This window comes from Comamonas sp. CAH-2 (assembly GCF_009668305.1).
Taxonomy (GTDB): Bacteria; Pseudomonadota; Gammaproteobacteria; order Burkholderiales; family Burkholderiaceae_C; genus Comamonas; species Comamonas aquatica.
The window spans coordinates 1-23,321 of the sequence record NZ_VSWF01000039.1 but is presented as its reverse complement, the minus strand read 5'-3'; the positions used below and the strand labels follow the sequence as shown (position 1 = coordinate 23,321).

The 23,321-nt window shown below is 68.4% G+C and carries 21 protein-coding genes and 1 pseudogene; 11 read left to right on the top strand and 11 right to left on the bottom strand.

Going from position 1 to position 23,321, the window contains the following annotated elements:
* The first annotated feature begins 115 nt into the window (after nt 1-115).
* The 6 genes from norR to FYM52_RS16090 all read left to right on the top strand — a co-directional run bounded on the left by norR (nt 116) and on the right by FYM52_RS16090 (nt 6,324).
* Nucleotides 116-1,744, top strand: a complete 1,629-nt coding sequence (gene norR, locus FYM52_RS16115; RefSeq protein ID WP_154164845.1) for a nitric oxide reductase transcriptional regulator NorR — start codon at nt 116-118, stop codon at nt 1,742-1,744.
* Nucleotides 1,745-1,881: 137 nt separating this feature from the next.
* The gene (locus FYM52_RS16110; protein ID WP_154164844.1) at nt 1,882-2,532 is read left to right on the top strand and encodes a thermostable hemolysin; all 651 of its coding nucleotides are present in this window, start codon (nt 1,882-1,884) and stop codon (nt 2,530-2,532) included.
* On the top strand, nt 2,529-3,989 hold the full coding sequence (locus tag FYM52_RS16105; RefSeq protein WP_154164843.1) for an AMP-binding protein: 1,461 nt from the start codon (nt 2,529-2,531) through the stop codon (nt 3,987-3,989). The genes FYM52_RS16110 and FYM52_RS16105 overlap by 4 nt, the downstream gene beginning before the upstream one ends.
* Nucleotides 3,990-4,027: 38 nt before the next feature.
* Nucleotides 4,028-4,708, top strand: coding sequence for a TenA family transcriptional regulator (locus FYM52_RS16100; RefSeq protein ID WP_154164842.1), 681 nt, complete (start codon nt 4,028-4,030; stop codon nt 4,706-4,708).
* Nucleotides 4,705-5,586 carry an SDR family oxidoreductase gene (locus FYM52_RS16095; RefSeq protein ID WP_154164841.1) on the top strand — a complete coding sequence of 294 codons (882 nt, stop codon included), beginning with the start codon at nt 4,705-4,707 and terminating at the stop codon, nt 5,584-5,586. The genes FYM52_RS16100 and FYM52_RS16095 overlap by 4 nt, the downstream gene beginning before the upstream one ends.
* A 42-nt stretch (nt 5,587-5,628) precedes the next feature.
* The gene (locus FYM52_RS16090) at nt 5,629-6,324 is read left to right on the top strand and encodes a hypothetical protein (RefSeq protein WP_154164840.1); all 696 of its coding nucleotides are present in this window, start codon (nt 5,629-5,631) and stop codon (nt 6,322-6,324) included.
* Between the two features lie 21 nt (nt 6,325-6,345).
* Here FYM52_RS16090 and FYM52_RS16085 read toward each other — a convergent pair whose 3' ends face one another.
* From FYM52_RS16085 to FYM52_RS16040, 11 genes and pseudogenes are all read right to left on the bottom strand, one after another.
* A complete protein-coding gene (locus FYM52_RS16085) occupies nt 6,346-7,704 on the bottom strand; it encodes an ATP-binding protein (RefSeq protein WP_154164839.1) in 1,359 nt (452 codons plus the stop codon).
* On the bottom strand, nt 7,701-8,375 hold the full coding sequence (locus tag FYM52_RS16080; RefSeq protein ID WP_154164838.1) for a response regulator transcription factor: 675 nt from the start codon (nt 8,373-8,375) through the stop codon (nt 7,701-7,703). The genes FYM52_RS16085 and FYM52_RS16080 overlap by 4 nt, the downstream gene beginning before the upstream one ends.
* Nucleotides 8,376-8,449: 74 nt before the next feature.
* Nucleotides 8,450-8,689 (bottom strand): hypothetical protein, encoded by a 240-nt coding sequence (locus FYM52_RS16075; protein WP_154164837.1) that lies wholly within the window; start codon nt 8,687-8,689, stop codon nt 8,450-8,452.
* A 149-nt stretch (nt 8,690-8,838) separates the two neighbouring features.
* Nucleotides 8,839-9,411, bottom strand: a complete 573-nt coding sequence (locus FYM52_RS19205) for an alkylhydroperoxidase domain protein (RefSeq protein ID WP_370513863.1) — start codon at nt 9,409-9,411, stop codon at nt 8,839-8,841.
* A gap of 96 nt (nt 9,412-9,507) precedes the next feature.
* Nucleotides 9,508-10,122: pseudogene (locus tag FYM52_RS19200) on the bottom strand (CMD domain protein); the annotation flags it as partial.
* A 16-nt stretch (nt 10,123-10,138) separates the two neighbouring features.
* The gene (locus tag FYM52_RS16065) at nt 10,139-11,194 is read right to left on the bottom strand and encodes a putative FMN-dependent luciferase-like monooxygenase (protein ID WP_238826245.1); all 1,056 of its coding nucleotides are present in this window, start codon (nt 11,192-11,194) and stop codon (nt 10,139-10,141) included.
* The gene (locus tag FYM52_RS16060) at nt 11,166-12,926 is read right to left on the bottom strand and encodes an ABC transporter ATP-binding protein (protein WP_154164834.1); all 1,761 of its coding nucleotides are present in this window, start codon (nt 12,924-12,926) and stop codon (nt 11,166-11,168) included. The genes FYM52_RS16065 and FYM52_RS16060 overlap by 29 nt, the downstream gene beginning before the upstream one ends.
* Nucleotides 12,923-13,867: an ABC transporter permease gene (locus tag FYM52_RS16055; protein WP_154164833.1), complete on the bottom strand. Its 945-nt coding sequence runs from the start codon at nt 13,865-13,867 to the stop codon at nt 12,923-12,925. Before FYM52_RS16055 ends, FYM52_RS16060 begins: the two co-directional genes overlap by 4 nt.
* 4 nt (nt 13,868-13,871) lie before the next feature.
* Nucleotides 13,872-14,813 carry an ABC transporter permease gene (locus FYM52_RS16050; RefSeq protein ID WP_045266297.1) on the bottom strand — a complete coding sequence of 314 codons (942 nt, stop codon included), beginning with the start codon at nt 14,811-14,813 and terminating at the stop codon, nt 13,872-13,874.
* Between the two features lie 9 nt (nt 14,814-14,822).
* Nucleotides 14,823-16,490 (bottom strand): TIGR04028 family ABC transporter substrate-binding protein, encoded by a 1,668-nt coding sequence (locus FYM52_RS16045; protein ID WP_154164832.1) that lies wholly within the window; start codon nt 16,488-16,490, stop codon nt 14,823-14,825.
* 11 nt (nt 16,491-16,501) lie between these two features.
* Nucleotides 16,502-18,118 carry a TIGR04028 family ABC transporter substrate-binding protein gene (locus FYM52_RS16040; RefSeq protein ID WP_370513862.1) on the bottom strand — a complete coding sequence of 539 codons (1,617 nt, stop codon included), beginning with the start codon at nt 18,116-18,118 and terminating at the stop codon, nt 16,502-16,504.
* A gap of 296 nt (nt 18,119-18,414) precedes the next feature.
* Between FYM52_RS16040 and FYM52_RS16035 the strand changes: the two genes are divergently transcribed.
* From FYM52_RS16035 to FYM52_RS16015, 5 genes are all read left to right on the top strand, one after another.
* Nucleotides 18,415-19,236, top strand: a complete 822-nt coding sequence (locus FYM52_RS16035; RefSeq protein WP_154164830.1) for a VOC family protein — start codon at nt 18,415-18,417, stop codon at nt 19,234-19,236.
* Nucleotides 19,237-19,311: 75 nt separating this feature from the next.
* Entirely contained in the window at nt 19,312-20,139 is an 828-nt protein-coding gene (locus FYM52_RS16030; protein WP_154164829.1) for a MetQ/NlpA family ABC transporter substrate-binding protein, read from the top strand.
* Nucleotides 20,140-20,150: 11 nt separating this feature from the next.
* Nucleotides 20,151-20,978: a MetQ/NlpA family ABC transporter substrate-binding protein gene (locus tag FYM52_RS16025; RefSeq protein ID WP_154164828.1), complete on the top strand. Its 828-nt coding sequence runs from the start codon at nt 20,151-20,153 to the stop codon at nt 20,976-20,978.
* 8 nt (nt 20,979-20,986) lie between these two features.
* Entirely contained in the window at nt 20,987-22,060 is a 1,074-nt protein-coding gene (locus FYM52_RS16020) for a methionine ABC transporter ATP-binding protein (RefSeq protein ID WP_154164827.1), read from the top strand.
* Nucleotides 22,044-22,697: a methionine ABC transporter permease gene (locus FYM52_RS16015; RefSeq protein ID WP_154164826.1), complete on the top strand. Its 654-nt coding sequence runs from the start codon at nt 22,044-22,046 to the stop codon at nt 22,695-22,697. The genes FYM52_RS16020 and FYM52_RS16015 overlap by 17 nt, the downstream gene beginning before the upstream one ends.
* Nucleotides 22,698-23,321 lie beyond the last annotated feature (624 nt).

Sequence of the window (23,321 nt, the reverse complement as noted above, 5' to 3'; positions counted from 1 at the left end):
TGGCTCTGCAAGCCATGTGCCAGTCGCTGTGCCCTGCAGTATCAAGCACTTACTGCCAGACATGTCTTTTTGACGCGCGTCAATTGCAGTCGCTTTGACCGCTTACGATGTCGCCATGACTGCATCTGCCACGCTGCTGAATGCCCTGCTGCCCCTGGTGGCCGAGCTGTCCAGCCAGCTCTCCGAATCCGAGCGTTACCGCCGCCTGCTGGCCGCGCTGCGCACCGTCCTGCCCGGCGATGCCGCCGCCCTGCTGCGCTGCGAGCGCAGCGAAGATGGCGACGACTGGCTGCGCCCGCTGGCCATCGATGGACTGAGCCCCGACACCCTGGGCCGGCGCTTTCGCGTGGCCGAGCACCCGCGCTTTGCCGCCCTGCTGGCAGCCGGCCAGGCGCTGCGCTTTCCCACCGACACCCCGCTGCCCGACCCCTACGACGGCCTGGTGGCCCACCACACCGGCGCCCCGTTGCCGGTGCACGACTGCATGGGCTGCGTGCTGCAGGTGGACGGCCAGGCCTGGGGCCTGCTGACCCTGGATGCGCTGGAGCCCGGGCGCTTTGCCGGCGCAGCGCCGCTGGAGGCGCTGCAGGCCTTCAGCAACCTGGCCGCAGCCACCGTGGCCACGGCCGCACGCCTGCGCCAGTTGGAGCAGAGCGTGCACAACGAACGCCAGCGCGCCGAGCACTTTCGCCGCCACACCCCCGTGGCCACGCCGCGCCTGCTGGGCCACAGCGCCGCCATGCGCGCCCTGCAGCGCGACATTGCCACCGTGGCGGCCAGCGACCTGGCGGTGCTGGTCACGGGCGAGACCGGGGTCGGCAAGGAACTGGTGGCCCAGGCGCTGCACGCCCAGTCCGACCGCGCCGACCAGGCCTTTGTCAGCATCAACTGCGCCGCCCTGCCCGACACCCTGGTGGAAAGCGAGCTGTTCGGCCATGTGCGCGGCGCCTTCACCGGCGCCGTGGGCGACCGCCAGGGCAAGTTCGAGCAGGCCCACCAGGGCACGTTGTTCCTCGACGAAGTGGGCGAGCTGCCCCTGGTCACCCAGGCCAAGCTGCTGCGCGTGCTGCAAAGCGGCCAAATCCAGCGCCTGGGGCTGGACCGCGAACGCACGGTGGACGTGCGCATCATCGCTGCCACCAACCAGGACCTGGCCGCCGCCGTGCGCGCCGGCCGCATGCGTGCCGACTTCTACCACCGCCTGAGCGTCTACCCGCTGCAGGTGCCGCCGCTGCGCGCGCGCGAAGGCGATGTGCTGGTGCTGGCCGGCTACTTTCTGGAGCGCACGCGCTCGCAGTTCGGGCTGGACGGCCTGCGGCTGGAAGCCGATGCCCAGGCCGCCCTGCTGGCCCACCGCTGGCCCGGCAATGTGCGCGAGCTGGAGCATGCCGTGCGCCGCGCCGTGCTGCATGCCCTGCGCCGGCCACGCACCCCGGGGCAGTTGCTGGGGATTGTCGCCAGGGATTTCGTGCTGACTCCCAGTTCGATAGCTGACAGCGCAGACACAGAGCGCGCTAAAGGCCTTTTTGACCCACAAACTCCGGCACCGCCTGCAGCCGGCCTGCGCGAGGCCGTCGCCCAGTACGAGCGCCAGCTGGTGCAGCAGGCCCTGCAGGCCCACGGGCACCGCTGGGCACCCGCCGCGCGTGCGCTGCAGATGGACCGCGCCAACCTGCAGCGCCTGGCCAAGCGCCTGGGCCTGCTGGCGCCCAGCGCAACGACCCCGCCTTCGGCAGCGTCGTGAACGCACACCCGCCCGCCCCGTCCACCGGGCGGTGTGCGTGGAATACCCCCCAGGCACGCTCTTAATTTGGCGTTAAGGGCCGGGGCCGAGCATGGCGCCCATCGCTTCTCCGTGGGCCGCCCCGGCGGTTTCCCCCTATGCTCGGACCTTCCTCGCTCACGCCTGCGGCCTTGCCGCAGCCGCCTTCCGCCTTCCCCGTCGCGGGCCGCCTGACGGCCCACACGCCCTGCGATCCGCAGCGCGCCGAGGTCGAGCAGTGCATCCGCCAGACCTACGCGCAGCGCTATGGCGCCCTGGTTCCGGCCTTCGCCCCGGTGCTGCTGGCCCTGCGCGAGGGCGGGCAGGTGCTGGCCGCCGCCGGCTACCGCCGCGCGGCCGATGGCCCGCTGTTTCTGGAAAGCTACCTCGAAGCGCCGGTGGAGCAGTTGATCGCCGCCCAGGCCGGCCGCCCCGTGGCACGCGCCCAGATCGTGGAAGTCGGCCACCTGGCCGCCCCGCGCCGCGGCGAGGGCCGGCGCCTGGTCCAGCTGCTCGGCCCGTTTCTGCTGCACGAAGGTTTCGACTGGGTGGTGGGCACCGTCACGCAGGAGCTGCAGCTGATGCTGGTGCGCCTGGGGCTGGTGCCCCTGCTGCTGGGCCCTGCACACCCCGATGCCCTGGGGAACCAGGCGCAGTACTGGGGCAGCTACTACCAGCACACCCCGGTGGTGCTGGCCATCCACCTGCGCCGCTCGCTGCGCCAGTTCCTGGCCCGCCGCGTGCGCGCCATGACCCGGGAGGCCCCATGAGCCGCATGCCGCCCCCTTACCACGCCGGCGCAGTGGCGCTGGACAACGGCCACCAGCGCTGGACCTTCGCCGAGCTGGACCAGCTGCGCGCCGACATGGCACGGCAGTTCAGCCACCTGGGCACCCGGGTGCTGGCCACCTTGCTGGACAACGGCCCCGCCTGGGTGGTCGCCGATGCCGCCGCCCGGGATGCGGCGGTGGTGCACGTGCCGCTGCCCGCCTTCTTCACGCCCGCCCAGATCGCCCATGCCCTGGCGGTGGCCGGGGTGGACACGGTGCTGACCGTGCCGGCGGCGGCCACCCGCTGGCCCCAGGCCCCGGCCATCCCCTGCTGCGTCGCAGGCCAGGAGTTGGTGCTGCTGCGCCTGCCGGCCACGGCGGTCGCCATGCCCGCGGGGACCGCCAAGATCACCTTCACCTCGGGCACCACCGGCACCCCCAAGGGCGTGTGCCTGGATGCGGCCGCCATGGACCGCGTGGCCGAGGGGCTGGTCCAGGCGCTGGCCCCGCTGGACATCCGCCGTCACCTGTGCGCCCTGCCGCTGGCCGTGCTGCTGGAGAACATTGCGGGCCTGATGGCGCCGCTGCGCCAGGGGGCCACCTGCATCACCCTGCCGCTGGCCGAGCTGGGGCTGAGCGGCTCCTCCAGCTTCGACGTGGCCCGCTTTGACGCCACGGTGCAGGCCCAGCAACCGCACAGCCTGATCCTGCTGCCGCAGATGCTGCGCGCCTGGACCGCCTGGCTGACGGCCACCGGGGCCCGCGCCCCGGGCAGCCTGCGGCTGGTGGCCGTGGGCGGCGCCGCCGTGGGGGCTCCGTTGCTGGCCGCGGCCCGGGCCCTGGGCATCCCGGCCTACGAAGGCTACGGCCTGTCGGAAGGTGCCTCGGTCCAGACCCTGAACCTGCCCGGGCGCGACCGGCCCGGCAGCGCCGGGGCCGCGCTGCCGCACGCGCAGCTGCGCATCGCCACCGATGGCGAGATCGAGGTGGCGGGCAGCCTGTTCAGCGGCTACCTGGGCCAGGCCACGCCCGTGGGCCCCTGGTGGCCCACCGGGGACCTGGGGCGCCTGGACGCCGACGGCTTCCTGCATGTGGACGGGCGCAAAAAGCATGTGCTGATCACCGCCTTCGGACGCAATGTCGCCCCCGAATGGGTGGAGACCGCGCTGGGCAACGAAGCCGCGATTGCCCAGGCGGTGGTGCTGGGCGACGGCCAGCCCTTCCTGAGCGCCGTGCTCTGGCCGGTGACGCCAGCCACCAGCAATGCGCAGCTGCAGGCCGCCATCGACGCGGCCAACCTGACGCTGCCCGACTACGCCCAGATCCACCACTGGTGCCGCGGGCAAGCCCCCTTCACCAGCGAATTCGGCATGGCCACCGCGAACGGCCGGCCCCGGCGCGAGGTCGTGCGCCACGTCCATGCCAACGCGCTGGGCCTGGAAGCCCGCGGCGCCTGAAGGCCCCTCCCCCATTTGTCCCACCTGAGGAAATCGTCATGAGCTTTTACCAACGCCTGGCCACCGAGACCGCACCCGACCGTGCCGGCCTGCTGGGCACCCCCATCATCCAGGGCTGCCTGCAGGGCCAGGTCTCTCTACCCAGCTACCAGGCCTTCTTGCGCGAGGCCTTCCACCATGTGCGCCACACCGTGCCGCTGCTGCAGGCCTGCCAGCAGGCCCTGCCTGCCCGCAACGCCTGGCTGCACGCCCCACTGGACGAATACATCGAAGAGGAACAGGGGCACGAGCTGTGGATCCTGGATGACATCCGCGCCAGTGGCGGCGACGCCGAGGCCGTGCGCCACGGACCTCCGGGGCATGCCACGGAAGTGATGGTGGCCTATGCCTACGACACCATCGCCCGTCGCAACCCGCTGGGTTTCTTCGGCATGGTGCATGTGCTGGAAGGCACCAGCGTGGCCATCGCGCTGATGGCCGCCGACCAGATCCAGCAGCCGCTGGGCCTGCCGGACGCGGCCTTCAGCTACCTGCGCTCGCACGGCACGCTGGACCAGGAGCACACCGCCCATTTCGCATTGCTGATGGACCAGGTGCAAGCCCGCGAGGACCAGGAGGCCATTGTGCATGCGGCCAAGGCGTTTTACCGCCTGTACGGCGATGTGTTCCGCAGCCTGCCCCTGCCCCAGGCCACCACAACCAGCGGGGTGCCGGCATGAAAATCAGCGACTGCAAGGTCTTGCTCACTGGCGCCAGCGGAGGGATTGGCTCGGCCTGCGCCCAGCGCCTGGTACAGGCCGGTGCCAGCGTGATGCTGACCGGCCGCTCGCCGGCGCGCCTGGCGGCGCAGGCCCGCGCCCTGGTGCGCGAAGGCGGCGTGCCGCGCGAGCGGGTCGAGTGGTATGTCACCGACCTGACCCGCGTGACCAGCCTGGAGCCGCTGGCCCAGGTGGCCGCCGAATGGCAGTGCAACGTGCTGGTGCACGGGGCGGGGATGCCGGCGTTTGGCCGCTTCGAGTCCTTCGATGCCAACACCATGGCGCAGGTGATGTACCTGAACCTGTTTTCGCCGATGCTGCTCACCCAGGCCCTGATGCCCCACCTGCGCCAGCAGGCGCAGGCACGCGTGGTGTGCATCGGCTCGGTCCTGGGACGCCTGGGCCTGCCCGGCTACAGCGTCTACAGCGCCAGCAAGTTCGGGCTGCGCGGCTTTGCCGAAGCCCTGCGCCGCGAGGTGGCCGACAGCACGGTGCAGATCCAGTACCTGGGCCCGCGCAGCACCCGCACCGAATTCAACAGCGAGGCCGCCCAGCGCTACAACCAGGCCACCCGCACGGCCATGGACGATGTCGACACCGTCGCCCAGGCCCTGCTGCGCCTGCTGGAGCGCGGCGAGGCCGAGCGCTTCCTGGGCTTCCCCGAGGCCCTGGCGGTGCGCCTCAACGGTCTGGCGCCGTCACTGCTGGATGGCGCCTTTGCCACCCACCGGCGCAGCCTGGACCCGCTGGAACTGCCGCCCCCCCTGGCACTGAGCCCGGTGGTCGACTTCACCAGCCCGCCCCGGGACGCGCACTCGCTGCGCGCCCAGGAACTTTGACACCTGCCCCTCACCCCCCACGCCCCTACAAGGAGTCCGACCATGCCCTTCGCCCCCCAAGCCCTGCCATTCCTTACACCGCACCGCCGCCAGTTGCTGGCCATCGGCCTGCTGACGGCCAGCGCCACCCTCACCGGTTTGCTGCCCCACCACGCCCAGGCGGCACCGGCGGACGACGCCGTGGCCGAGCTGCAGCACAACTGGGAAAGCATCCGCTACCAGGCCCCCGCGCCCGAACGCAGCCAACGTTTCGAGGCGCTGGCCGCCAAGGCGCACAAGGTCAGTGCCGCCCACCCCGGACAGCCCGAACCCCTGGTCTGGGAAGGCATCATCGTCAGCTCGCTGGCCGGCGAGAAAGGCGGCCTGGGGGCACTCGGACTGGCCAAGCAGGCCAAGGCCCTGTACGAGGCGGCGATTGCCATCAACGGGGATGCGCTGGAAGGCTCGGCCTACAACAGCCTGGGGGTGCTGTATTACAAGGTGCCAGGCTGGCCGGTAGGCTTTGGCGACAAGGCCAAGGCCAAGGAGCTGCTGCAAAAGGCCCTGAGCCTCAACCCCAAGGGTATCGATCCCAACTTCTTCTATGGCGAGTACCTGGTGGAAACCAAGCAGCCCGATCAGGCCATCCCCTACCTGGAGCGCGCGCTGCAGGCGCCAACGCGCCCGGGGCGGCAGATCGCCGATGCCGGCCGGCGCGAGGAAATCCGCAGCCTGCTTGACAAGATCAAGCCGCACTGAACCGGGGCGGCCGGCCAGAACTTAGCGGTGGGCAGCATCAAACTGCAGCCTGGCGCGCACGCCCTGGCCATCGTCGCGGGTGACGATGTGCAGCTCCAGGCCATGCAGCTGGGCAATGCGCCGCACGATGGAAATGCCCAGGCCGCTGCCGCCATCGCGTTGGCCATCGGGCCGGTAAAAGCGCTCGCCCAGGCGCTCCAGCTGCTCGGGGGCCAGCGGGGGACCGTCGTTGTCCACCTCCAGGTGCTCGCGGCCAAAGCGCAGCACCACCGCACTGCCTTGCGGGGCATAGCGCACGGCGTTGTCCAGCAGGTTGCGCAGCAACACGGTCAGCAAATGGGGATTGCCAAGCATGGGCAGCGGGTGCTCCCCGGGCGAGGGCCACTCGCAGGCCAGCTCAATGTGCCGGCGCGTGGCCAGGGCCAGGCAATCGCCCATGGTCTGCTCGACGATGGCCGGCCAGTCGATTTCGGTCTCCATGTCGGGGATGACCCCGGACTCGGCCCTCGACAGCGCCAGCATCTGCGTGACCAGGCGCTCCATGCGGTCCAGGCCGGCACTGAGCTTGTTTTCAGCCAGTCGCCGCTCGGCCGGCGTGCTGGCCTGGCGCACCACATCCCACTGTGCACGCAGCACCGCCAGCGGGGTGCGTAGTTCGTGCGCGGCATCGGCCGTGAAGCGACGCTCGCGCTGCAGCAGTTGCTGGATGCGCACGAACAGGCCATTCATGGCCCCCAGCAGCGGACGCAGCTCGGTCGGGGCATCGTCCTCCGGCATGGGATGCAGGTCCTGGGCATCGCGGGTGGCCAGTTCATCGGTCAGTCGGTGCATGGGCGCCAGCGCCCGGCGGACCGCCCAGGCCATGACCACCAGCAGCACGGGCAGCACCAGCAGCCAGGGCACGACCTGGGCCAGCGTCAGGCCATAGACCAGCTCATCGCGCTCGTACAGACTCTGGCCCGCAGCGACCTGCCACTGGCCATCGCTGGACGACAGGTAGTACAGTCGCCAGGGCTTGCCCTGCACCTCCAGGTTCGTGAACCCGGTGGTCTGCCCACGAAATGGCAAGGCCATGCCATCGCGATCGGCCAGTGCCAGGTGCCCATGTACATCCCAGACCGTCACGGCCAGATCGCGCACATCGGCATCCCCGCTGGCCTGTCCCCCGATGGCCGTCATGGGCAACAGCGGGGTGGTATCAGGTTGCGGGTAGCCCTGCCCCAGCGTGGCCTGCACCTGCTGCGCCAGGCGCACCAGCTGGGTGTCAAACAGCTCATTGACTTCGTGCCGGGCCTCACGGACCGAGAAATAGAGGGCCACACCCCAGACCAGGGGCGCACAGACCAGCAGATACAGCAACAGGCGGCGCTGCAAGCTCATGGCGCCACCCCGCAGGCCCCCAGGGCGTAGCCCACCCCCCGGACGGTGCGCACGATGCCGGGGTCGATCTTGCGCCGCAGGTGGTGGATGTGCACCTCCAGCGAATTGCTCTCGGGCTCTGTGCCGCTCCAGTCGTACAGCTTTTCCAGCAGGTGCGAACGCGACAGCACCCGTTGTGGCTGGGCCAGCAAGGCCTCGAGCACGGCCAGCTCACGCCCCGTCAGCGCCACGGGGGCCCCGCGCCAGTGCACGGACTTGGCGGCGGGATCGTAGGCCAGCTCCCCGTGCAGCCAGACGGCCTGGGTGTGCCCTGCGGTGCGGCGCGTCAGGGCCCGCAGCCGCGCAGCCAGCTCGTCCTGCGTGATGGGCTTGACCAGGTAGTCGTCGGCACCGGCGTCCAGCCCGGCGATGCGCTGCTCCACCGCATCGCGCGCGGTGAGCACCAGGATCGGCAGCTGCAGGCCCGACTGGCGCCAGCGCTGCAGCCACTCCATGCCATCGCGCCCCGGCAAACCCAGGTCCAGCACCACGGCATCGAAGGGGGCGCCGGCCAGCGCGGCATCGGCTGCGGCGCCATGCTGGAACCAGTCGACGGCATGGCCGCGCTGGCGCAGCCCCTGTGCCAGGGCGTCACCAAGCAGGCTGTCATCTTCAACAATCATCAGGCGCATAACGTGGCATCACGAGGGGCAGGAGTCCCATTCTCTTCGAAACCGTGTGCCACGCCACCACCTGTCGGCACCGTTCAGCCCGAGCACCCCACCAGGTTCCACCCCGCAGTCGCCACCAGCGTGCACAAGGCGGAGCCATCAAAACGCAGCACGCTGTCCCCGGCCATCGCACGGTAGAACTCGCAATCCAGCGCCAGGATCAGCAGCAGTGCCCCAGCCAGCGCAGCCAGGCGCAGCACCTGCACGATGCGGCGCCGCCCAGGACGCAAGCGGGTGGATGGCGGCGGGGGATCGGGCATCGAAACGAGAGACATGGGCACTCCTCCAAGGACTGCCCGCATTCTGGAAACCCCAGATTTGTTTTTGCTTAACGCCGTCCTGGGACCGCGCCCGCTTGCACAGCCCCAGGAAGGCCGGCGGGAGGAGGACTGCCCCCCGCGCGGCACGCCCTGTCGCCCACAGCTCAATAGCGCGGTGCGCCCAGCGACAGCATCAGCCGGTTGGCCCAATTGAAGAAGGCTGCAGCGTGCACCAGGTCTGCCGCCGCCTGGGCATCCAGGCCCTGGGCGCGCAACGCCGCCACGTGCGCGACCTCCAGGCGCTGCGGCGTGGCCGTCAGCGCCACGCTGGCGTCCACGATCGCATTCCAGCGCGCGCCCAGATCGGCCTGCACGCCCTCATCCAGCAGGCGCTGCACATCGTCCTTGCGGTGCGAGAAGTGGCTGGCAAAGCGCGCATGCACGGACGCGCAGTAGATGCACCCGTTGTAGCGCGAGGTGGCGGCCGCCGCCAGCTCACGCTCGGCCCTGGGCAGACCCGCCGCGGGGTTGTAGAAGATGTCCTTGTCGGTGCGGGTGCGTGCGCCCAGCGTGTCCGGGTCGCGCACCAGCAGGCGGAAGTACGGGGATTTGGCACGCGACGCATCCACCAGCCCGTCCAGGTGGCGGGGCGTCAGCGCCCCTTCATCCAGCGGCGCCAGCCAGGGCTGCCACTGCAGCTCGGCCTGGGTGAACACCACGGGCTCCGCACCCGGCACCGGAGTGGCAACCGCTGCAGCAGCACCCTGCTGCGACGCCGTGCGACGCACGGCGGGCCCTGGCTCGACCTGCCAGCCGGCGGCCAGCACGCGCAGACCATCGACCACACGCAGCTGAAAGCTCAGGAACGCCACCAGTTGCGACAGCACGACGATATCGTCGGCCTGCCAGCCGGCGGCTTCCAGGGCCCGCACGCGCTGCGGTTCAGCATCACGGGGGTGGAACACCAGGAAATGCGCGTGCAGCAAGGCGGCATGCAAGCGCTCGCCCAGCACCGCACGCAGTGCCTGCGACAGCTGCAGCGCGGTGCCGTCCTGGTCCTCGGCCGTCAGCGGTCCGGCCGGAAAGTGCCCGTACGGGCCTTGCGTGGCACCTGCAGCCGCTGCATGGCGCACGGCCTCGAACCAGTGGGGCGACAGCTCCTGCAGCAGTTGCAGGTGCCAGTCTGCAGCCTCGGCCTGCTGGTGCAGCAGGGACACGAAGGCGGCCACGGCATGGCGTTCGGCACGGCTCACCTGCCCGGCAACCGGGGCCGTGGGGATGAACAAGGCCTCGTGGCTTTTCTGCGCCTGGGCCCGTGTTTCAGGGCGTGCACGGCGCAGCTGGTCCAGCCAGTCACCGGGGGCGATGCCTGCCAGAAAATCGATCACATCCACCTGTTCCAGGGGCACCCCGGGCAGGGTGGGCTTCGCTTGCGACAGTTCGGTCATGGGAATACTCCTGGGTTCAGGCGGGTTGCAGCTCGGAAATGGCCGCCGGGGCAGCGACCGGGGCGGTGGTGGTGCCGGGAGCGCTCCAGCCCAGGGCGGGGGCCACGTGCCGGGCCGTCAGCTCCAGCGAACGCAGGATGGCCGCGTGCGGGGGATCGATGGAATGCACCTGGAACACCAGGTCCGTCGTGCGCGCCAGGGCCGTGTCGGCCTGCAGCGAGGCGATGACCTCGTCCGGCGTGCCCAGGTGCACGTCATAGGCCTTGATCAGAGCCTCCAGCGGCGCCGCCGGGTCAACGCGCGGAAAGGGTCCGGCCACCGGCTTGGCATGGCGCACCGCCAAGCGGCGCAAACCGGTTTCGGCCCAGCGCAGCGCGTCTTCGCGGCGATCGGCCACGAACAGGGTCCGCGAGCCCAGGATGCGCGGCGCCTGCCCTGCGGGCAAGGCTGCCAGGTAGGCATCGATGATGGGGTTCTGAATGTCCGACAGCGACAGGTCCGGCGTCGCCGCGGGACGTGGCTGGGTGCGCGACAGCATCAGCCCTTCCCCGGCAGCCCCGGCACGCTGGCCGCCCTCCACCGAGAAGGTGGCCTGCCAGACGCGCTGCAGCAGATGGGCGGCTGTCGGATAGACCCGCACACCGCCCTGCAGCGCATCGCCACGCCATGCGGCCCGCAGCACCTCCAGGTTGCGGCCGTAGACGGCGCCACGGTCCTGGCTGGCCACGCCGAAGGCCTCGAACGACTCGGCCGTGCCCCCGGTGCCCAGGCCGATTTCCAGTCGTCCACCGGACAGCAGGTCCAGCACGGCGGTGTCTTCGGCGACACGGATGGCGTTCTCCATGGTCAGCGTCACCACCCCGGTGCCCAGACGGATGCGCTGCGCACGCTGGGCCACGTGTGCCAGGAACACCAGCGGGGATGGCAGGCCGCCTTCGTTTTCATGGAAATGGTGCTGCGCGACCCAGGCCGAGTCAAAGCCCAATGCCTCGGCATGGACGATCTGCTCGGTCACCAGGCGATAGCGCTCGCCCGCGGGCACGTCATCCAGCAAGCGGCTGAAGTAGCCCAAGCGTTTCTTCGTTGGTGGTGTGAGATTGGACAAAATCGATACTCCTTGTGCCGGGAATGGCAGCGATCAGTTCACGGGTGTAATGGCTGCGTGGCTGCAGGAAAACCTGCTCCACCGTGCCCTGCTCCACCACCTTGCCGTGCTGCAGCACGGAGACGGTGTGGGCGATCTGGCGCACCACCGACAGGTCGTGCGTGACAAATACATAGGTCAGTTGCAATTGCTGCTGCAGGGTTTCCAGCAGCCGCAGGATCTGCGCCTGCACGGTCACATCGAGGGCGGACACGGCTTCATCCAGCACCAGCACCTCGGGCTGCAGCACCAGGGCCCGGGCAATCGCCACCCGCTGGCGCTGTCCCCCGGAAAGGGCATGCGGCCGACGCCCCTGCAGCTCTGCGGACAGGCCGACCTGTGCCAGCGCGTCCTGCACCCGCTGGTGGCGCGCAGCGGCCGGCAGCCGGTCGAAGTTGCGCAGCGGCTCTTCGACAATGTCGAACACCGTCTGGCGTGGGTCCAGCGACGCGAAAGGGTTCTGGTAGACCAGTTGCACTTTGCGCCGGAACTGGCGCAGCGCCTCACCGCGCAAGGCCGTGACATCCGTGCCAGCGATCTGGATCTGGCCTGCCGTCGGCCGCAGCAGGCCCACCAACGCACGGATGGTGGTGGTCTTGCCCGACCCGGACTCCCCCACGATCGCGTGCGTGCTGCCACGCCGCGCCTGGAAGGACACGCCATCAACGGCCAGGAACGGTTCCTCCTGGCCCGGCACCCTGAACTGCTGGCGCAGGCCCTGCACCTGCACCGCCCAGTCCTTCCCCCCATCGTCCACCAGGGGCGCACGGACGGGCTGCGCGGACAAGGCCGGCGCATCGGCCAGCAACTGGCGCGCATAGGCGCTGTGCGGCTGGCGCAGCACCTGCAAGGTCTCGCCAGCCTCCTGGACCTGGCCATGGCGCAGCACGACGATGCGGTGCGCACGGTCGGCAGCGACCCCCAGGTCGTGGGTCACCAGCAGCACGGCAGTGCCCGTTTCGCGGCGCAGGGTGTCGATCAGATCCAGGATGCGGCGCTGCACGGTCACGTCGAGGGCGCTGGTCGGTTCGTCGGCGATGATCAGCGCGGGCTTCAGCGCCACCGCCATGGCGATCAGCACACGCTGCTTCATGCCCCCCGACAGCTCGTGCGGGTACTGGCGGTAGCGCAGCTCGGGCCGCGTCAGGCCTACCTTGCGCAGCAGCTCCACCACCTGTTTTTCCACGGCCACGGCATCGTGCCAGCCGTGCAGCTGCAGCACCTCGGCCACCTGGGCGCCGATGGTGCGCACCGGGTTCAGCGAGGCCGTGGGGTCCTGCGGCACCAGGCTCACCACCCGGCCCCGCAGGCTGCGCCACTGCGCCTCATCCGCCCGGGTCACATCCTGGCCCAGCAGGCGGATGTGCCCCCCGACCACCTGGCCGTTGCCGGGCAGCAATCCAATCGCTGCCTGGGAGGTGGTGGACTTGCCCGAGCCCGACTCGCCCACCAGGGCCACCACCTCGCCGGGCCGCACCGTCAGCGACACACCGTGCACCACCTGGCGCAACTGGTCGGCCTCCCGGTAAGCGATGCGCAGCTGGTCGATCTCCAGCACGGCATCCGGCAGCACCGTCGGGGCTGTTGCCGTGGTGGGCGCCACGGGCGGCTGCCCGGCCGTGCGCAGCCAACGCTGCAGCCAAAATTGCCAGGCATTCATGACTGTCCCCCTGCCAGCGACACACTGATGCGGTTGACCGCCAGCACCACCGCCACCACCACCAGCCCTGGCACCGTGGTCAGCCACCAGGCCGTGGACAGGTAGTTGCGCCCTTCGGCAATCAGCAGCCCCCATTCCGGCGTGGGCGGCGGTGCACCATAGCCCAGGAAGCCCAGCGTGGCGATGGCCAGGATGGCCGAGCCGAACTGCAACGCGGCCAATGCCACCACCGACGTCAACGAATTGGGCAGTACATGCCGCCACAGCACGGCACGGAAGCGCCCGCCACTGCCAAACGCGGCCTCGACATACTCGGTCCTGCGGACCCGGACGACTTCCGAGCGCACCAGCCGCGCAAAGCTGGCCACAGAAGCCACCCCCACGGCAATCGCGGCATTCACGGTGCCAAATCCCAGCACGATGATGATGGCCAAGGACAGCAGCAGGGACGGCACCGCCAGCAGGACATCGACCAGCCGCATCAGGGCATCGTCCGTGCGGCCGCCCACGGCACCGGCCAGCAAGCCCAGGGTGGTGCCCACCAGCAGGCCCACGCCCATGGCCACCAGGGCCCCCGACAGCGAGTGCACGGAACCATGGACGACACGCGCCCAGACATCGCGCCCCAGCGCATCGGTCCCCAGCCAGTGGCCGGCATGCGGTGCACGCAGTTGCTGGCCCGCCTGGCCGACCAGCGGGTCATGGCTGCTGAACCAGCCGGGCACGATGGCCCACAGCAGCACCAGCGCCACCACGCCCCAGGCCAGCCACAGCCCCAGGGGCGCACGTGCCAGTTGCCGCCGCAGCACCTGCCAACCCCGGCGCTGGGCGCGTGGTGCCGCCTGCGGGGGGGCGCTTAACCCCTGGTGCTGTGGGGCGGCGCCCACCGGTTGTGGCGGCAGCTGCAGCGCCACCCCTTCGTTGTGTGTGAGTGCATTCATCGCGTCAGCCTCCTGCTGCATAGCGAAGCCGTGGATCCAGCCAGGGATAGAGCAGATCCACGATCAGATTGATCGTTACAAAGGCCGCGGCCGAGACCATGACCACGGCTTGCAGGACGGCGGTGTCCTGGTTGCCCACGGCCTGCTGGGTCAGGCTGCCCAGGCCGTTGAGGCCAAACACCGCCTCGGTCACCACGGCACCGGCCAGCAACTCGCCAAACAGCACCCCGGCCATGGTCAGCACGGGCAACAGGGCATTGCGGGCGGCATGGCGCAGCAGCACGTGCAGCTGCGACGCCCCCTTGGCCCGCGCCACGGCCACATAGGGCTGGGCCATGGCGGCGTCCAGGTTGCGCATCAGGATCTGCGCCAGCGGTGCCGAGATGGGCACGGCCAGTGTCAGCGTCGGCAGGATCAGCCCCTGCCAGGGGCCGGGGTTGATCACCGGCACCCACCCCAGGCGGAAGGACACCCACTGGATCAGCATGATCCCCAGCCAGAACACGGGGATGGACACGAACAGCGAAGGCAGCGACTGCAGCAGCGCCCGCACCGCCCGAACGCGCACCACACTGGCCGCCAGGGCCAAGCCCAGGGCCAGCAACAGCGCCGCCGCCAAGCCCAGCGCGGCCAGGCGCAAGGTGGGGGGCAGGTTGGTGGCCAGACCTTCACGGACGGGCACCCCGGCCTGCAGCGAATAGCCGAAATTCCCCGTCAGAAACTGGCCCAACGTGTGCAGGTACTGGCGCCAGGCAGGCTGGTCCGTGCCGTAGGCGGCCTGGATCTCGGCAATCTGCTCTGGCCCCAGGCCCAGGTCCGGGTTGAGGAACTTGATCAGGACCGCATCGCCGGGCATCAGCTGCAGCAACACGAACGAGGTGGTGAAGGCGGCCCACAGCACCAGCAGGGCCTGACCGATGCGCCGCCACAGATAGGAAGTCGTCATGCGAGGCCCTCAGTGCTTGTCCAGCCAGGTGGCATAGAAGCTGGGGCGACCCACCGCCTCGAACGCCACCGCCTTGACCCAGGGGGCCCCCGCAAACACCTGGGGCTCCTCGAACAGGGGAATCACATAGGCCTGGTCGACCAGGTAGTGCTGTACCTCGCGCGTCAGCGCCAGCCGGCGGGACACCACCGGCTCCCGGGCGATCGCATCCAGCAGGCCGTTGAGCTTGTCATCCACAAAGCTGTGGACCTTCTGGCTCACGCCGCCCTTTTGCAGCAGCAGGTTGCGGTTGGTGGGGTAGTAGTTGCTCTTGATCACATCCGGATCGGCGCGTCCAACCATGGCCGGGATCAGCGGGGTCTTGAGCGGGTCCAGGCTGTCCAGCGTCTTGCTGCCCAGATCGCCAGCCAGCACGTTGAGCCGGACGCCCACCTGCGCCCATTGCTGGGCCACCAGCTGCAGCACTTCCTTGTTCTGCAGATAGTTCAGCGACTCGTAGGTGGTCAGCACCAGGGGTTGGCCGTCCTTTTCGCGGATACCGCTGGTACCGGGCTTCCAGCCTGCGTCATCCAGCAGGGCCTTCGCCTGTTCGGGATCGAACTTCAGCTTGTCCGACAGGTCCACGTAGCCCGCCGTCGTGGACACGATCACGCCCGTGGCCTGTGGATAGTGGGCCGAGAACAGCGTCTGCACGATCTGCCGCGCATCGGTGGCGTGCAGCAGGGCCTTGCGCACGCGCACATCGGCCACCAAGGGGTTGTCGGGGCGGAAGGCCAGGCTGTCGTTCACGCCGCGCGTGGAGGATGCGTAGATGGGGAACTGCTGGTCCTGCACCCGCTTTTCGTCGTAGGCCTGGATCTGGCGAATGAACCCCGCCTGCCCGGCCAGCAGTGCGCCGATGCGCACCCCGTCTTCGGGCGCCACCACGATCTGTATGCCATCCAGCCGTGCGCGCCCCTGGTGGGCCAGCTTGGCCGGGCCCCAGGCATAGTCCTGGCGCGCCACCAAGTGCAACTCCTTGCCCAGGGTCTCGCTGGCCACCACGAAGGGACCGGAGCCAATCACCTTGGTCGCATCCCCCAGTTCATCCAGCGGGTGGGCCAGCGTGGCCGGCGACACCAAGCCCGAGCCGATCACCGAGGTGGCCTGCAGGAAGCCCGGCGATGGCTGGCTGAAGTAGAACCTGACCGTGTGCGCATCCACCACCTCGCTGCGCTGGTAGTTGTTGATGACCTCGGACACCGAATGCTTGAGCGCCTTGTTGCCCAGCCCGAAGGTGTCGAAGTTCTTGGCCACGGCGGCCGCATCCAGCGGCGTGCCGTCCGAGAAGGTCACGCCCTGACGCAACCGGAAGCTGTATTCGGTCGCGTCGTCGTTGACCGTCCAGGACTCGGCAATCCAGGGCTCGATCTCCAGCGTCTCAGGGTTCTGGTAGGTCAGCTTGTCGGTGATCTGGTTCAGGATGCCGCCGTTGGGGTAGAACCCCCCTGCCGGGGGATACAGGCTGGTGTGCGCCTGCTGCTCCAGGTACACCAGGGTGCCACCTTGGATCGGCGTGCCGGACTGCGCTGGCGCATCGGTCGTGCTGCTCTGGGGCGAGCAGCCCGACAGCCACAGGCCTGCGGCCACGGCCCCGATCAGCAGCCATGCGCGACGAGAAATGGTTGGTTGCACCATGGTGGTCCCCCTCAACGCTTGCTCAGCCAGGTGGCGTAGAAGCTGGGCCGACCCACGGCCTCAAAGCCCACGTCCTGCACCCAGGTGGCCCCGGCAAAGGCCTGTGGCTCCTCGAAGATCGGGATCACATAGGCCTGCGCGATCAGGTAGCGCTGCACCTCGCCGGTCAGCTGCAGACGCCGGGTGGTGTCGGTTTCCGCGGCAATCGCATCCAGCTGGCCGTTGAGCTTGTCGTCCACAAAGCTGTGGACCTTCTGACTCACCCCGCCCTTTTGCAGCAGCGCATTGCGGTTGCTCGGATAGAAGTAGCTCTTGATCACATCCGCATCGGCACGCCCCACCATGCCGGGTGTCACCGGCGTCTTGGCCGGATCCAGGTTGTCCACGGCACGGCTGCCGGCATCCCCGGCCAGCACATTCAGCTTGACACCCAGCTTGCCCCATTGCTGGGCCACCAGTTGCAGGGTTTCCTTGTTCTGCGGCTGCGGCAGCGCCTCGTAGGCGGTCAGCACCAAGTCCTGCCCATCCTTCTGGCGCAGGCCCTGGCTCCCCAGGGTCCAGCCGGCTTCATCGAGCAGTCGCTGGGCCTTCTCGGGATCAAACCGCAGCTCCGACGCCAGATCCACATAGCCAGCCGCCGACTTGGCCACGACCGAGGTGGCCTGTGGATAGTTCGCGGAAAACAGGGTCTGCACCACCTCGGCCGTGTTCGTGCCGTGCAGCAGCGCCTGGCGCACCCGCAGGTCCGCCACCAGCGGATTGTCCGGACGGAAGGCGATGCTGTTGTTCACGCCACGCGTCGAAGGTGCGTAGATCTGAAAGCCCTGTTCCTGCACACGCTTTTCGTCATAGGCCTGCACCTGGCGGATCAGGCCGGCCTGCCCCGACAGCAGGGCGCCGATGCGCACACTGTCTTCGGGGGTCACCACGAAGCGGATGCTGTCCAGGCGTGCACGCCCCTGGTGCGCATGCCGGGCCGGGCCCCAGTTGTAATCAGCCCGTGCTTTGAGTAGCAGTTCCTTGCCCAAGGTCTCGCGCTCCACCACGAAGGGGCCCGAGCCGATGATGCGCGTGGCATCCCCCAGCTCTTCGAAGGGCCGCCCCAGCGTGGACGGCGACACCAAACCGGAGCCGATCACCGACGTGCCCTGCAGGAAGCCGGGCGACGGCTTGCTGAAGTAGAACTTCACGGTCAGCGGATCGACCACCTCGCTGCGTTCGTAGTTGTTGATCACTTCGGACACGGGCAGCTTCAGGGACTTGTTGCCCAGGCCATAGGTGTCGAAGTTCTTGGCCACGGCCGCCGCATCCAGCGGGGTGCCGTCGGAGAACGTCACACCGGCGCGCAGCTTGAACGTGAACGCCGTGGCGTTGTCGTTGATGCTCCAGGACTCGGCAATCCAGGGCTGGATTTCCAGCGTCTTTGGGTCCTGGTAGGTCAGCTTGTCCGTGATCTGGTTGAGCACCCCGCCATTCGGATAGAAGCCACCCGCTGGGGGATACAGATTGGTGTGCGCCTGCTGCTCCAGATAGACCAGTTCCCCGCCCTGCACGGGGGCACCCTGCTGTGCGGCGGTCTCCGTGCCGGTTTGCTGCGAGCAGCCGGCCATCCAGACCCCTGCCACCATGGCTGCCAGCCACCACCCTTGACGTTTGCTTTTGCTGTGTTTCTGCACGAGACCATCCATCCTTCATGCCATTGCGGCGCTGTAATGCAAGAACCGGGAAGGCAAAACCCCTCTCCAGCTGCCATGCATGCTAGGAAGTGCACTCGCTTTTTTGAAGCTATGTTTTCACGCTTAGATATGCACGAAACAGATATGAATTCGGTGGCGCCGGACGCATAAGCAAGCGCATTTTTCGCATTTGTGCGCGGCCCCTGAAAACCCGATGCTGGCGCTTTCCCTCCTTTGAGAAAGCCCCCATGTCACTGCCTTTGGACCACATCGTGATTGCCGTGCACGATCTGCACAGCGCCATCCATGACTACCGCAACCTGGGATTCACCGTCACCCCGGGCGGCGACCACCCGGGCCGCGCCACCCACAACGCGCTGGTGGTGTTCCAGGACGGCTCCTACTTCGAGCTGATCGCCTGGAAGGCCCCAGAAGCAACCCATCCCTGGTGGCCCAAGCTCAGCCGCTTCGGCCCCGGCATCGTGGACTTTGCGCTGCTGCCCGGCACCACCCCCCAGGTGGTGGCGCAGGCGCTGTCGCGCGGCCTGGCCTACCAGCCCCCGGTGGATGGCGGGCGGCTGCGCCCCGACGGGGTGGAACTGCGCTGGCAGAACGCATGCCCTGCCACGCCCGATCTGCCCTTCCTGTGCGGCGATGTCACCCCCCGCGCCCTGCGCGTGCCCGAAGGCCCGGTGCGCGAACATGCCAATGGCGTGCAGGGCGTGGCCGAGCTGCGTGTGGCCGTGCACGATGTGGCCGCCACGCTGGAACGCTACCGCGCCCTGTTGGGCCTGGAGGATGTTCCGGCCCCGGCTGAAGGTGCCGCCAGCCTGCAACTGGGCCGCACCGTGCTGAAGCTGGAAACCGCCAGCGCCAATGCCGAGGCCGCACAGCGGCTGGCCCTGCAGGGTGAAGGCCCGTTTGCCATCGGCCTGCACACCACCCAGTCCCACCCGCTGGGCCCGGTGGTACATGGCCACACCCATGGCGCACTGCTGGAGCTGATTGCCCTGCCGGATGCACTGGCTGGGGCCACGCCCCGCGCTCATGCGCAAAGCGCATTTGCATAGCCGCAAAGCTTCGTTGCCCGGGCCCCGGCGGCCCGGGATACTGCCTTTTACTTCCTCCCACCGACCGGATTCACCATGAACAAACGCGACTTTCTGCGCACCTCTGCCGCCTTCCTGCTGCCGGCCGCCGCAGGCACCTTCTCTGCCCTGGCCACTGCGACTGCCACCACGCCGGCCCTGATCCGCGTGGGCGTGCGTGGCGGTGTGGACGAGGAAATCTGGGAAGTGGTGACCAAGGTCGCCAAGGAACGCGGCCTGAACGTCAAGCCCGTGGTGCTCAGCGGCTCGGTCAGCCCCAACGAAGGTGTGCACAACGGCGACCTGGAAGCCAACTCCTTCCAGCACCAGCCTTTCCTGCGCGACCAGAACCAGCAGCGCGGCTACCAACTGGTGTCGGCGGGTGACACCTACATCTCGCCCATCGCCTTCTATTCCCGCAAGTACAAGCGCCTGGCCGACCTGCCCGCCGGTGCCCGCGTGGGCATTCCCAACGACCCCAGCAACCAGACCCGCGCCCTGGTGGTACTGCGTGACCAGGGCGTGCTGGATCTCAAACCCGGCTTCGACCCCTTCACCGGCACCGCCTCCCTGGCCGATGTGACCGCGCTGCGCCAGAAGGTGGAACTGGTGGAAGTGGCCTCGGTGGTGCTAGCCCGTTCGCTGGACGACCTGGCCGCCGCGGCCATCGTCAACAGCTTCGCCTACCAGGCGGGACTGGTCGCCACCCGCGACGGCATCGCCGTGGAAAAGCGCGAGCGCAACCCCTACACCAACCTCATCGCCGTGCGCGCCAAGGACCAGGATGCGCCCTGGGCCAAGCAATTGGTGGCCGCCTACCAGTCCGAGCCGGTGCGCCAGTTCATTCTGCAGAAATACCAGGGTTCGGTGATTCCCGCGTTCTGAGAGAGCCTTCCATGATCGATTTTTCGCAAACGTCGCGCCGCGGTGCCCTGGCCGCCCTGGTAGGTACCGGCGCCGCCACCTGGCTGCAGCTCCCTTCCGCCCAGGCGGCCCAGCGCGTGCGCGTGGGCATCCGCGGCGGCATCGGTGAAGAGCTGTGGGCCGAAGTGGCCAAGGCCGCCAAGGCCAAGGGCCTCGATGTGCAACTGGTGGTCCTGGGTGGCGCGGTCAGCCCCAACGAGGCACTGAACAACGGCGATCTGGAAGCCAATGCCTTCCAGCACCTGCCCTTTCTGCAGGACCAGGTGCGCCAGCGCGGCTACCAGATCGTCTCCGCAGGCAACACCCTGATCGCCCCGATCGCCTTCTACTCCCACAAGCACAAGCGCCTGCAGGATCTGCCCGCCAAGGCACGCGTGGGCATCCCCAACGACCCCAGCAACCAGACCCGCGCCCTGGTCATCCTGCGCGACCAGGGACTGATCCAGCTGCGCGACGGGTTCGACCCCTTCTCCAGCACCGTGGGGCTGGCCGACGTCACCGCCAACCCGCGCCAGCTGCAGCTGGTGGAAGCTGCCTCCAACGTCCTGGCGCGCTCGGTGCCCGATCTGGACGCTGCCGCCGTCATCAACACCTTTGCCTACCAGGTGGGCCTGATCGCCACCCGCGACGGCATTGCCGTGGAAAAGCGCGAGCACAACCCCTACGTCAACATCATTGCCGTGCGCAGCAAGGACCAGGACGCGCTCTGGGTCAAGGCCCTGGTGGCGTCCTTCCAGACCGAGGCCATCCGCCGCTTCATCGAAACCAAGTACGAAGGCACGCTGATTCCGGCGTTCTGAGCGACTGCATGACCACCCTCCCTCCTCCGGTGCAGCTGGCACCGCACATCGTGTTCGACGGCGTGCGCAAGTCCTATGCCGGCCGCAGCAGCCAGGTCCAGGCGCTGTCGGCCGTGAACTTTGACATCCACCATGGCGAGGTCTTCGGCATCATCGGCCGCAGCGGCGCCGGCAAATCGACGCTGCTGCGTACCATCAATGCGCTCGAGACCCCATCCGAAGGCCGGGTCCAGATCCATGGCGTGGACCCGGCGCAGCTGGACGAAAACGCCCTGGTCGCGCTGCGCCGGCGCATCGGCATGATCTTCCAGCACTTCAACCTGCTGTCCGCCAAGACCGTGCGCGAAAACGTGGCCCTGCCGCTGCGTGTGGCCGGCGAACGCCCGGCCATCATCAAGGCCCGGGTGGACGAGCTGCTGGCCCTGGTCGGCCTGTCGGACAAGGGCCAGGCCTACCCGGCCCAGCTGTCCGGCGGCCAGAAACAGCGCGTCGGCATTGCCCGCGCCCTGGTGCACGGGCCCGAAGTACTGCTGTGCGACGAAGCCACCAGCGCGCTGGACCCGGAAACCACGCAATCCATCCTGTCCCTGCTGCGCGACATCAACCGCCAGCTGCACCTGACGGTGGTGCTGATCACCCACGACATGGCCGTGATCCGCGCCATCTGCGACCGCGTGCTGGTACTGGACCAGGGCCAGGTGCAGGAAATTGGCGAGGTCTGGCGCGTCTTCGGTGCACCGCAGGCCGCCGCCACCCAGGCCTTGCTGCAGCCGCTGCAGCAAGGCCTGCCGCCCGACCTGGCCCGCCAGTTGCTGCCCCAGCCCTCCAGCAGCGCCGACCGCGCCGTGCTCAGCCTGCGCTTTGCCGGAGCACAGCGCCCCCAAGGCCTGCCGCTGCAGGCCCTGGCCGCCCTGGGCAGCCAGGCCACCTTGCTGCACGGCGGTCTGGACCGGCTGCGCGGCCATTCACTGGGTCAGCTGCTGGTGTCCACACCGGCCGCCGATCTGCCTTCCCTCGATGCACTGCGCCACTCCACCGGCGCCGACCACCTGGAGTTGCTGGGCTATGTCCGCGCCGATTGACAAATACCTGCAGGCTTTTGCCGAAACCCTGTTGATGGTGGCCACCTCCTCGGTGATTGCCATTGGCCTGGGGCTGCTGCTGGCCATCGTGCTCACCATCACCGGTCCACGCGGCCTGTACACGCGGCCGCGCTTTTACAAAGGGCTGTCGGTAACGGTGAACATCTTTCGCGCCATTCCCTTCATCATCCTGCTGGTGGCCTTGCTGCCTGTCACCCGCAGCATCGTCGGCACCACCTTGGGCACCTGGGCGGCCGTGGTGCCGCTGTCGGTCAATCTGATCCCCTTCTATGCCCGCATCGCCCAGGTCAGCCTGAACGATGTGGATCCGGGCCTGGTGGAAGCCGCACGCGCCATGGGCTGCAAGCGCTGGCACATCGTGCGCCATGTGCTGCTGCCCGAAGCCCTGCCCGGCATCATCGGCGGCATGACGGTGAGCGTGATAGCCATGGTCAACGCCTCGGCCATGGCCGGCGCCGTGGGCGCGGGTGGCCTGGGCGACCTGGCCATCCGCTACGGCTACGAACGCTATGAAACCCGGGTGATGTTCGAAGTCATCGTGATCCTGGTGGCGCTGGTGTCCATCGTGCAGTTCGCCGGCGATTTCCTGTCGCGGCGCGTCAACCACCGGCACTGATCCAGCATGCAGGCAGGGCCGCATGCCTGGGCCTCCACATCTGTCGCTTCTCACTCAGTGTTGTACACATATAGATGAAAGATCAACAACTTAGAAAAGCGTGAAGAGGCTAGTTTTGTACTTGTTTATCACTGAGTGTTGTACTTTCCGTATTTTTTATCACTCGGTTTTGTATTTTCCGGAATCACCTCTGCGCGTAGGTATTTCTGAGCAGTTGCACGGCTTAAGAGCAGCTAATACCACTTACTCATAGGCGCGGCGCTGTTGCATAAATCAGTTCTAGACAAGACCTCCCCAACCCCAGGTGTGGCTATCCCACTGCCACCGTCTGGGGGGCGGCCCAGTTCGGTGAGCCCCGTGCCTTGAGTGCTGCGTTGTACTGCTTCCAGTTGGTGATGCAGTAGCGGGGCTTGGGCTGCAGGGGCTGACTCATCGCCCGAGGTCACCTGACGGCAGCGGGCGATTTGTGCAACAACGCCTGTGTGACCACAACCTGATGTCCAGCATAAGCCGACGCGGCAATTGGGGGATGCGGATAAAAACTTGGACTGGTTTTATGCGGCTAGACCAAGTTTTTGCCGGTATTGCACAGGGCTCAAACGCCCCAGAGATACCTTGATACGT

What these genes read in the sequence shown, in the direction of transcription:
- norR (WP_154164845.1), top strand. Translation starts at nt 116, where the DNA reads ATGACTGCATCTGCCACGCTGCTGAATGCCCTGCTGCCCCTGGTGGCC.
- FYM52_RS16110 (WP_154164844.1), top strand. Translation starts at nt 1,882, where the DNA reads ATGCTCGGACCTTCCTCGCTCACGCCTGCGGCCTTGCCGCAGCCGCCT.
- FYM52_RS16105 (WP_154164843.1), top strand. Translation starts at nt 2,529, where the DNA reads ATGAGCCGCATGCCGCCCCCTTACCACGCCGGCGCAGTGGCGCTGGAC.
- FYM52_RS16100 (WP_154164842.1), top strand. Translation starts at nt 4,028, where the DNA reads ATGAGCTTTTACCAACGCCTGGCCACCGAGACCGCACCCGACCGTGCC.
- FYM52_RS16095 (WP_154164841.1), top strand. Translation starts at nt 4,705, where the DNA reads ATGAAAATCAGCGACTGCAAGGTCTTGCTCACTGGCGCCAGCGGAGGG.
- FYM52_RS16090 (WP_154164840.1), top strand. Translation starts at nt 5,629, where the DNA reads ATGCCCTTCGCCCCCCAAGCCCTGCCATTCCTTACACCGCACCGCCGC.
- FYM52_RS16085 (WP_154164839.1), bottom strand. Translation starts at nt 7,704, where the DNA reads ATGAGCTTGCAGCGCCGCCTGTTGCTGTATCTGCTGGTCTGTGCGCCC.
- FYM52_RS16080 (WP_154164838.1), bottom strand. Translation starts at nt 8,375, where the DNA reads ATGCGCCTGATGATTGTTGAAGATGACAGCCTGCTTGGTGACGCCCTG.
- FYM52_RS16075 (WP_154164837.1), bottom strand. Translation starts at nt 8,689, where the DNA reads ATGTCTCTCGTTTCGATGCCCGATCCCCCGCCGCCATCCACCCGCTTG.
- FYM52_RS16060 (WP_154164834.1), bottom strand. Translation starts at nt 12,926, where the DNA reads ATGAATGCCTGGCAATTTTGGCTGCAGCGTTGGCTGCGCACGGCCGGG.
- FYM52_RS16055 (WP_154164833.1), bottom strand. Translation starts at nt 13,867, where the DNA reads ATGAATGCACTCACACACAACGAAGGGGTGGCGCTGCAGCTGCCGCCA.
- FYM52_RS16050 (WP_045266297.1), bottom strand. Translation starts at nt 14,813, where the DNA reads ATGACGACTTCCTATCTGTGGCGGCGCATCGGTCAGGCCCTGCTGGTG.
- FYM52_RS16045 (WP_154164832.1), bottom strand. Translation starts at nt 16,490, where the DNA reads ATGGTGCAACCAACCATTTCTCGTCGCGCATGGCTGCTGATCGGGGCC.
- FYM52_RS16040 (WP_370513862.1), bottom strand. Translation starts at nt 18,118, where the DNA reads ATGGTGGCAGGGGTCTGGATGGCCGGCTGCTCGCAGCAAACCGGCACG.
- FYM52_RS16035 (WP_154164830.1), top strand. Translation starts at nt 18,415, where the DNA reads ATGTCACTGCCTTTGGACCACATCGTGATTGCCGTGCACGATCTGCAC.
- FYM52_RS16030 (WP_154164829.1), top strand. Translation starts at nt 19,312, where the DNA reads ATGAACAAACGCGACTTTCTGCGCACCTCTGCCGCCTTCCTGCTGCCG.
- FYM52_RS16025 (WP_154164828.1), top strand. Translation starts at nt 20,151, where the DNA reads ATGATCGATTTTTCGCAAACGTCGCGCCGCGGTGCCCTGGCCGCCCTG.
- FYM52_RS16020 (WP_154164827.1), top strand. Translation starts at nt 20,987, where the DNA reads ATGACCACCCTCCCTCCTCCGGTGCAGCTGGCACCGCACATCGTGTTC.
- FYM52_RS16015 (WP_154164826.1), top strand. Translation starts at nt 22,044, where the DNA reads ATGTCCGCGCCGATTGACAAATACCTGCAGGCTTTTGCCGAAACCCTG.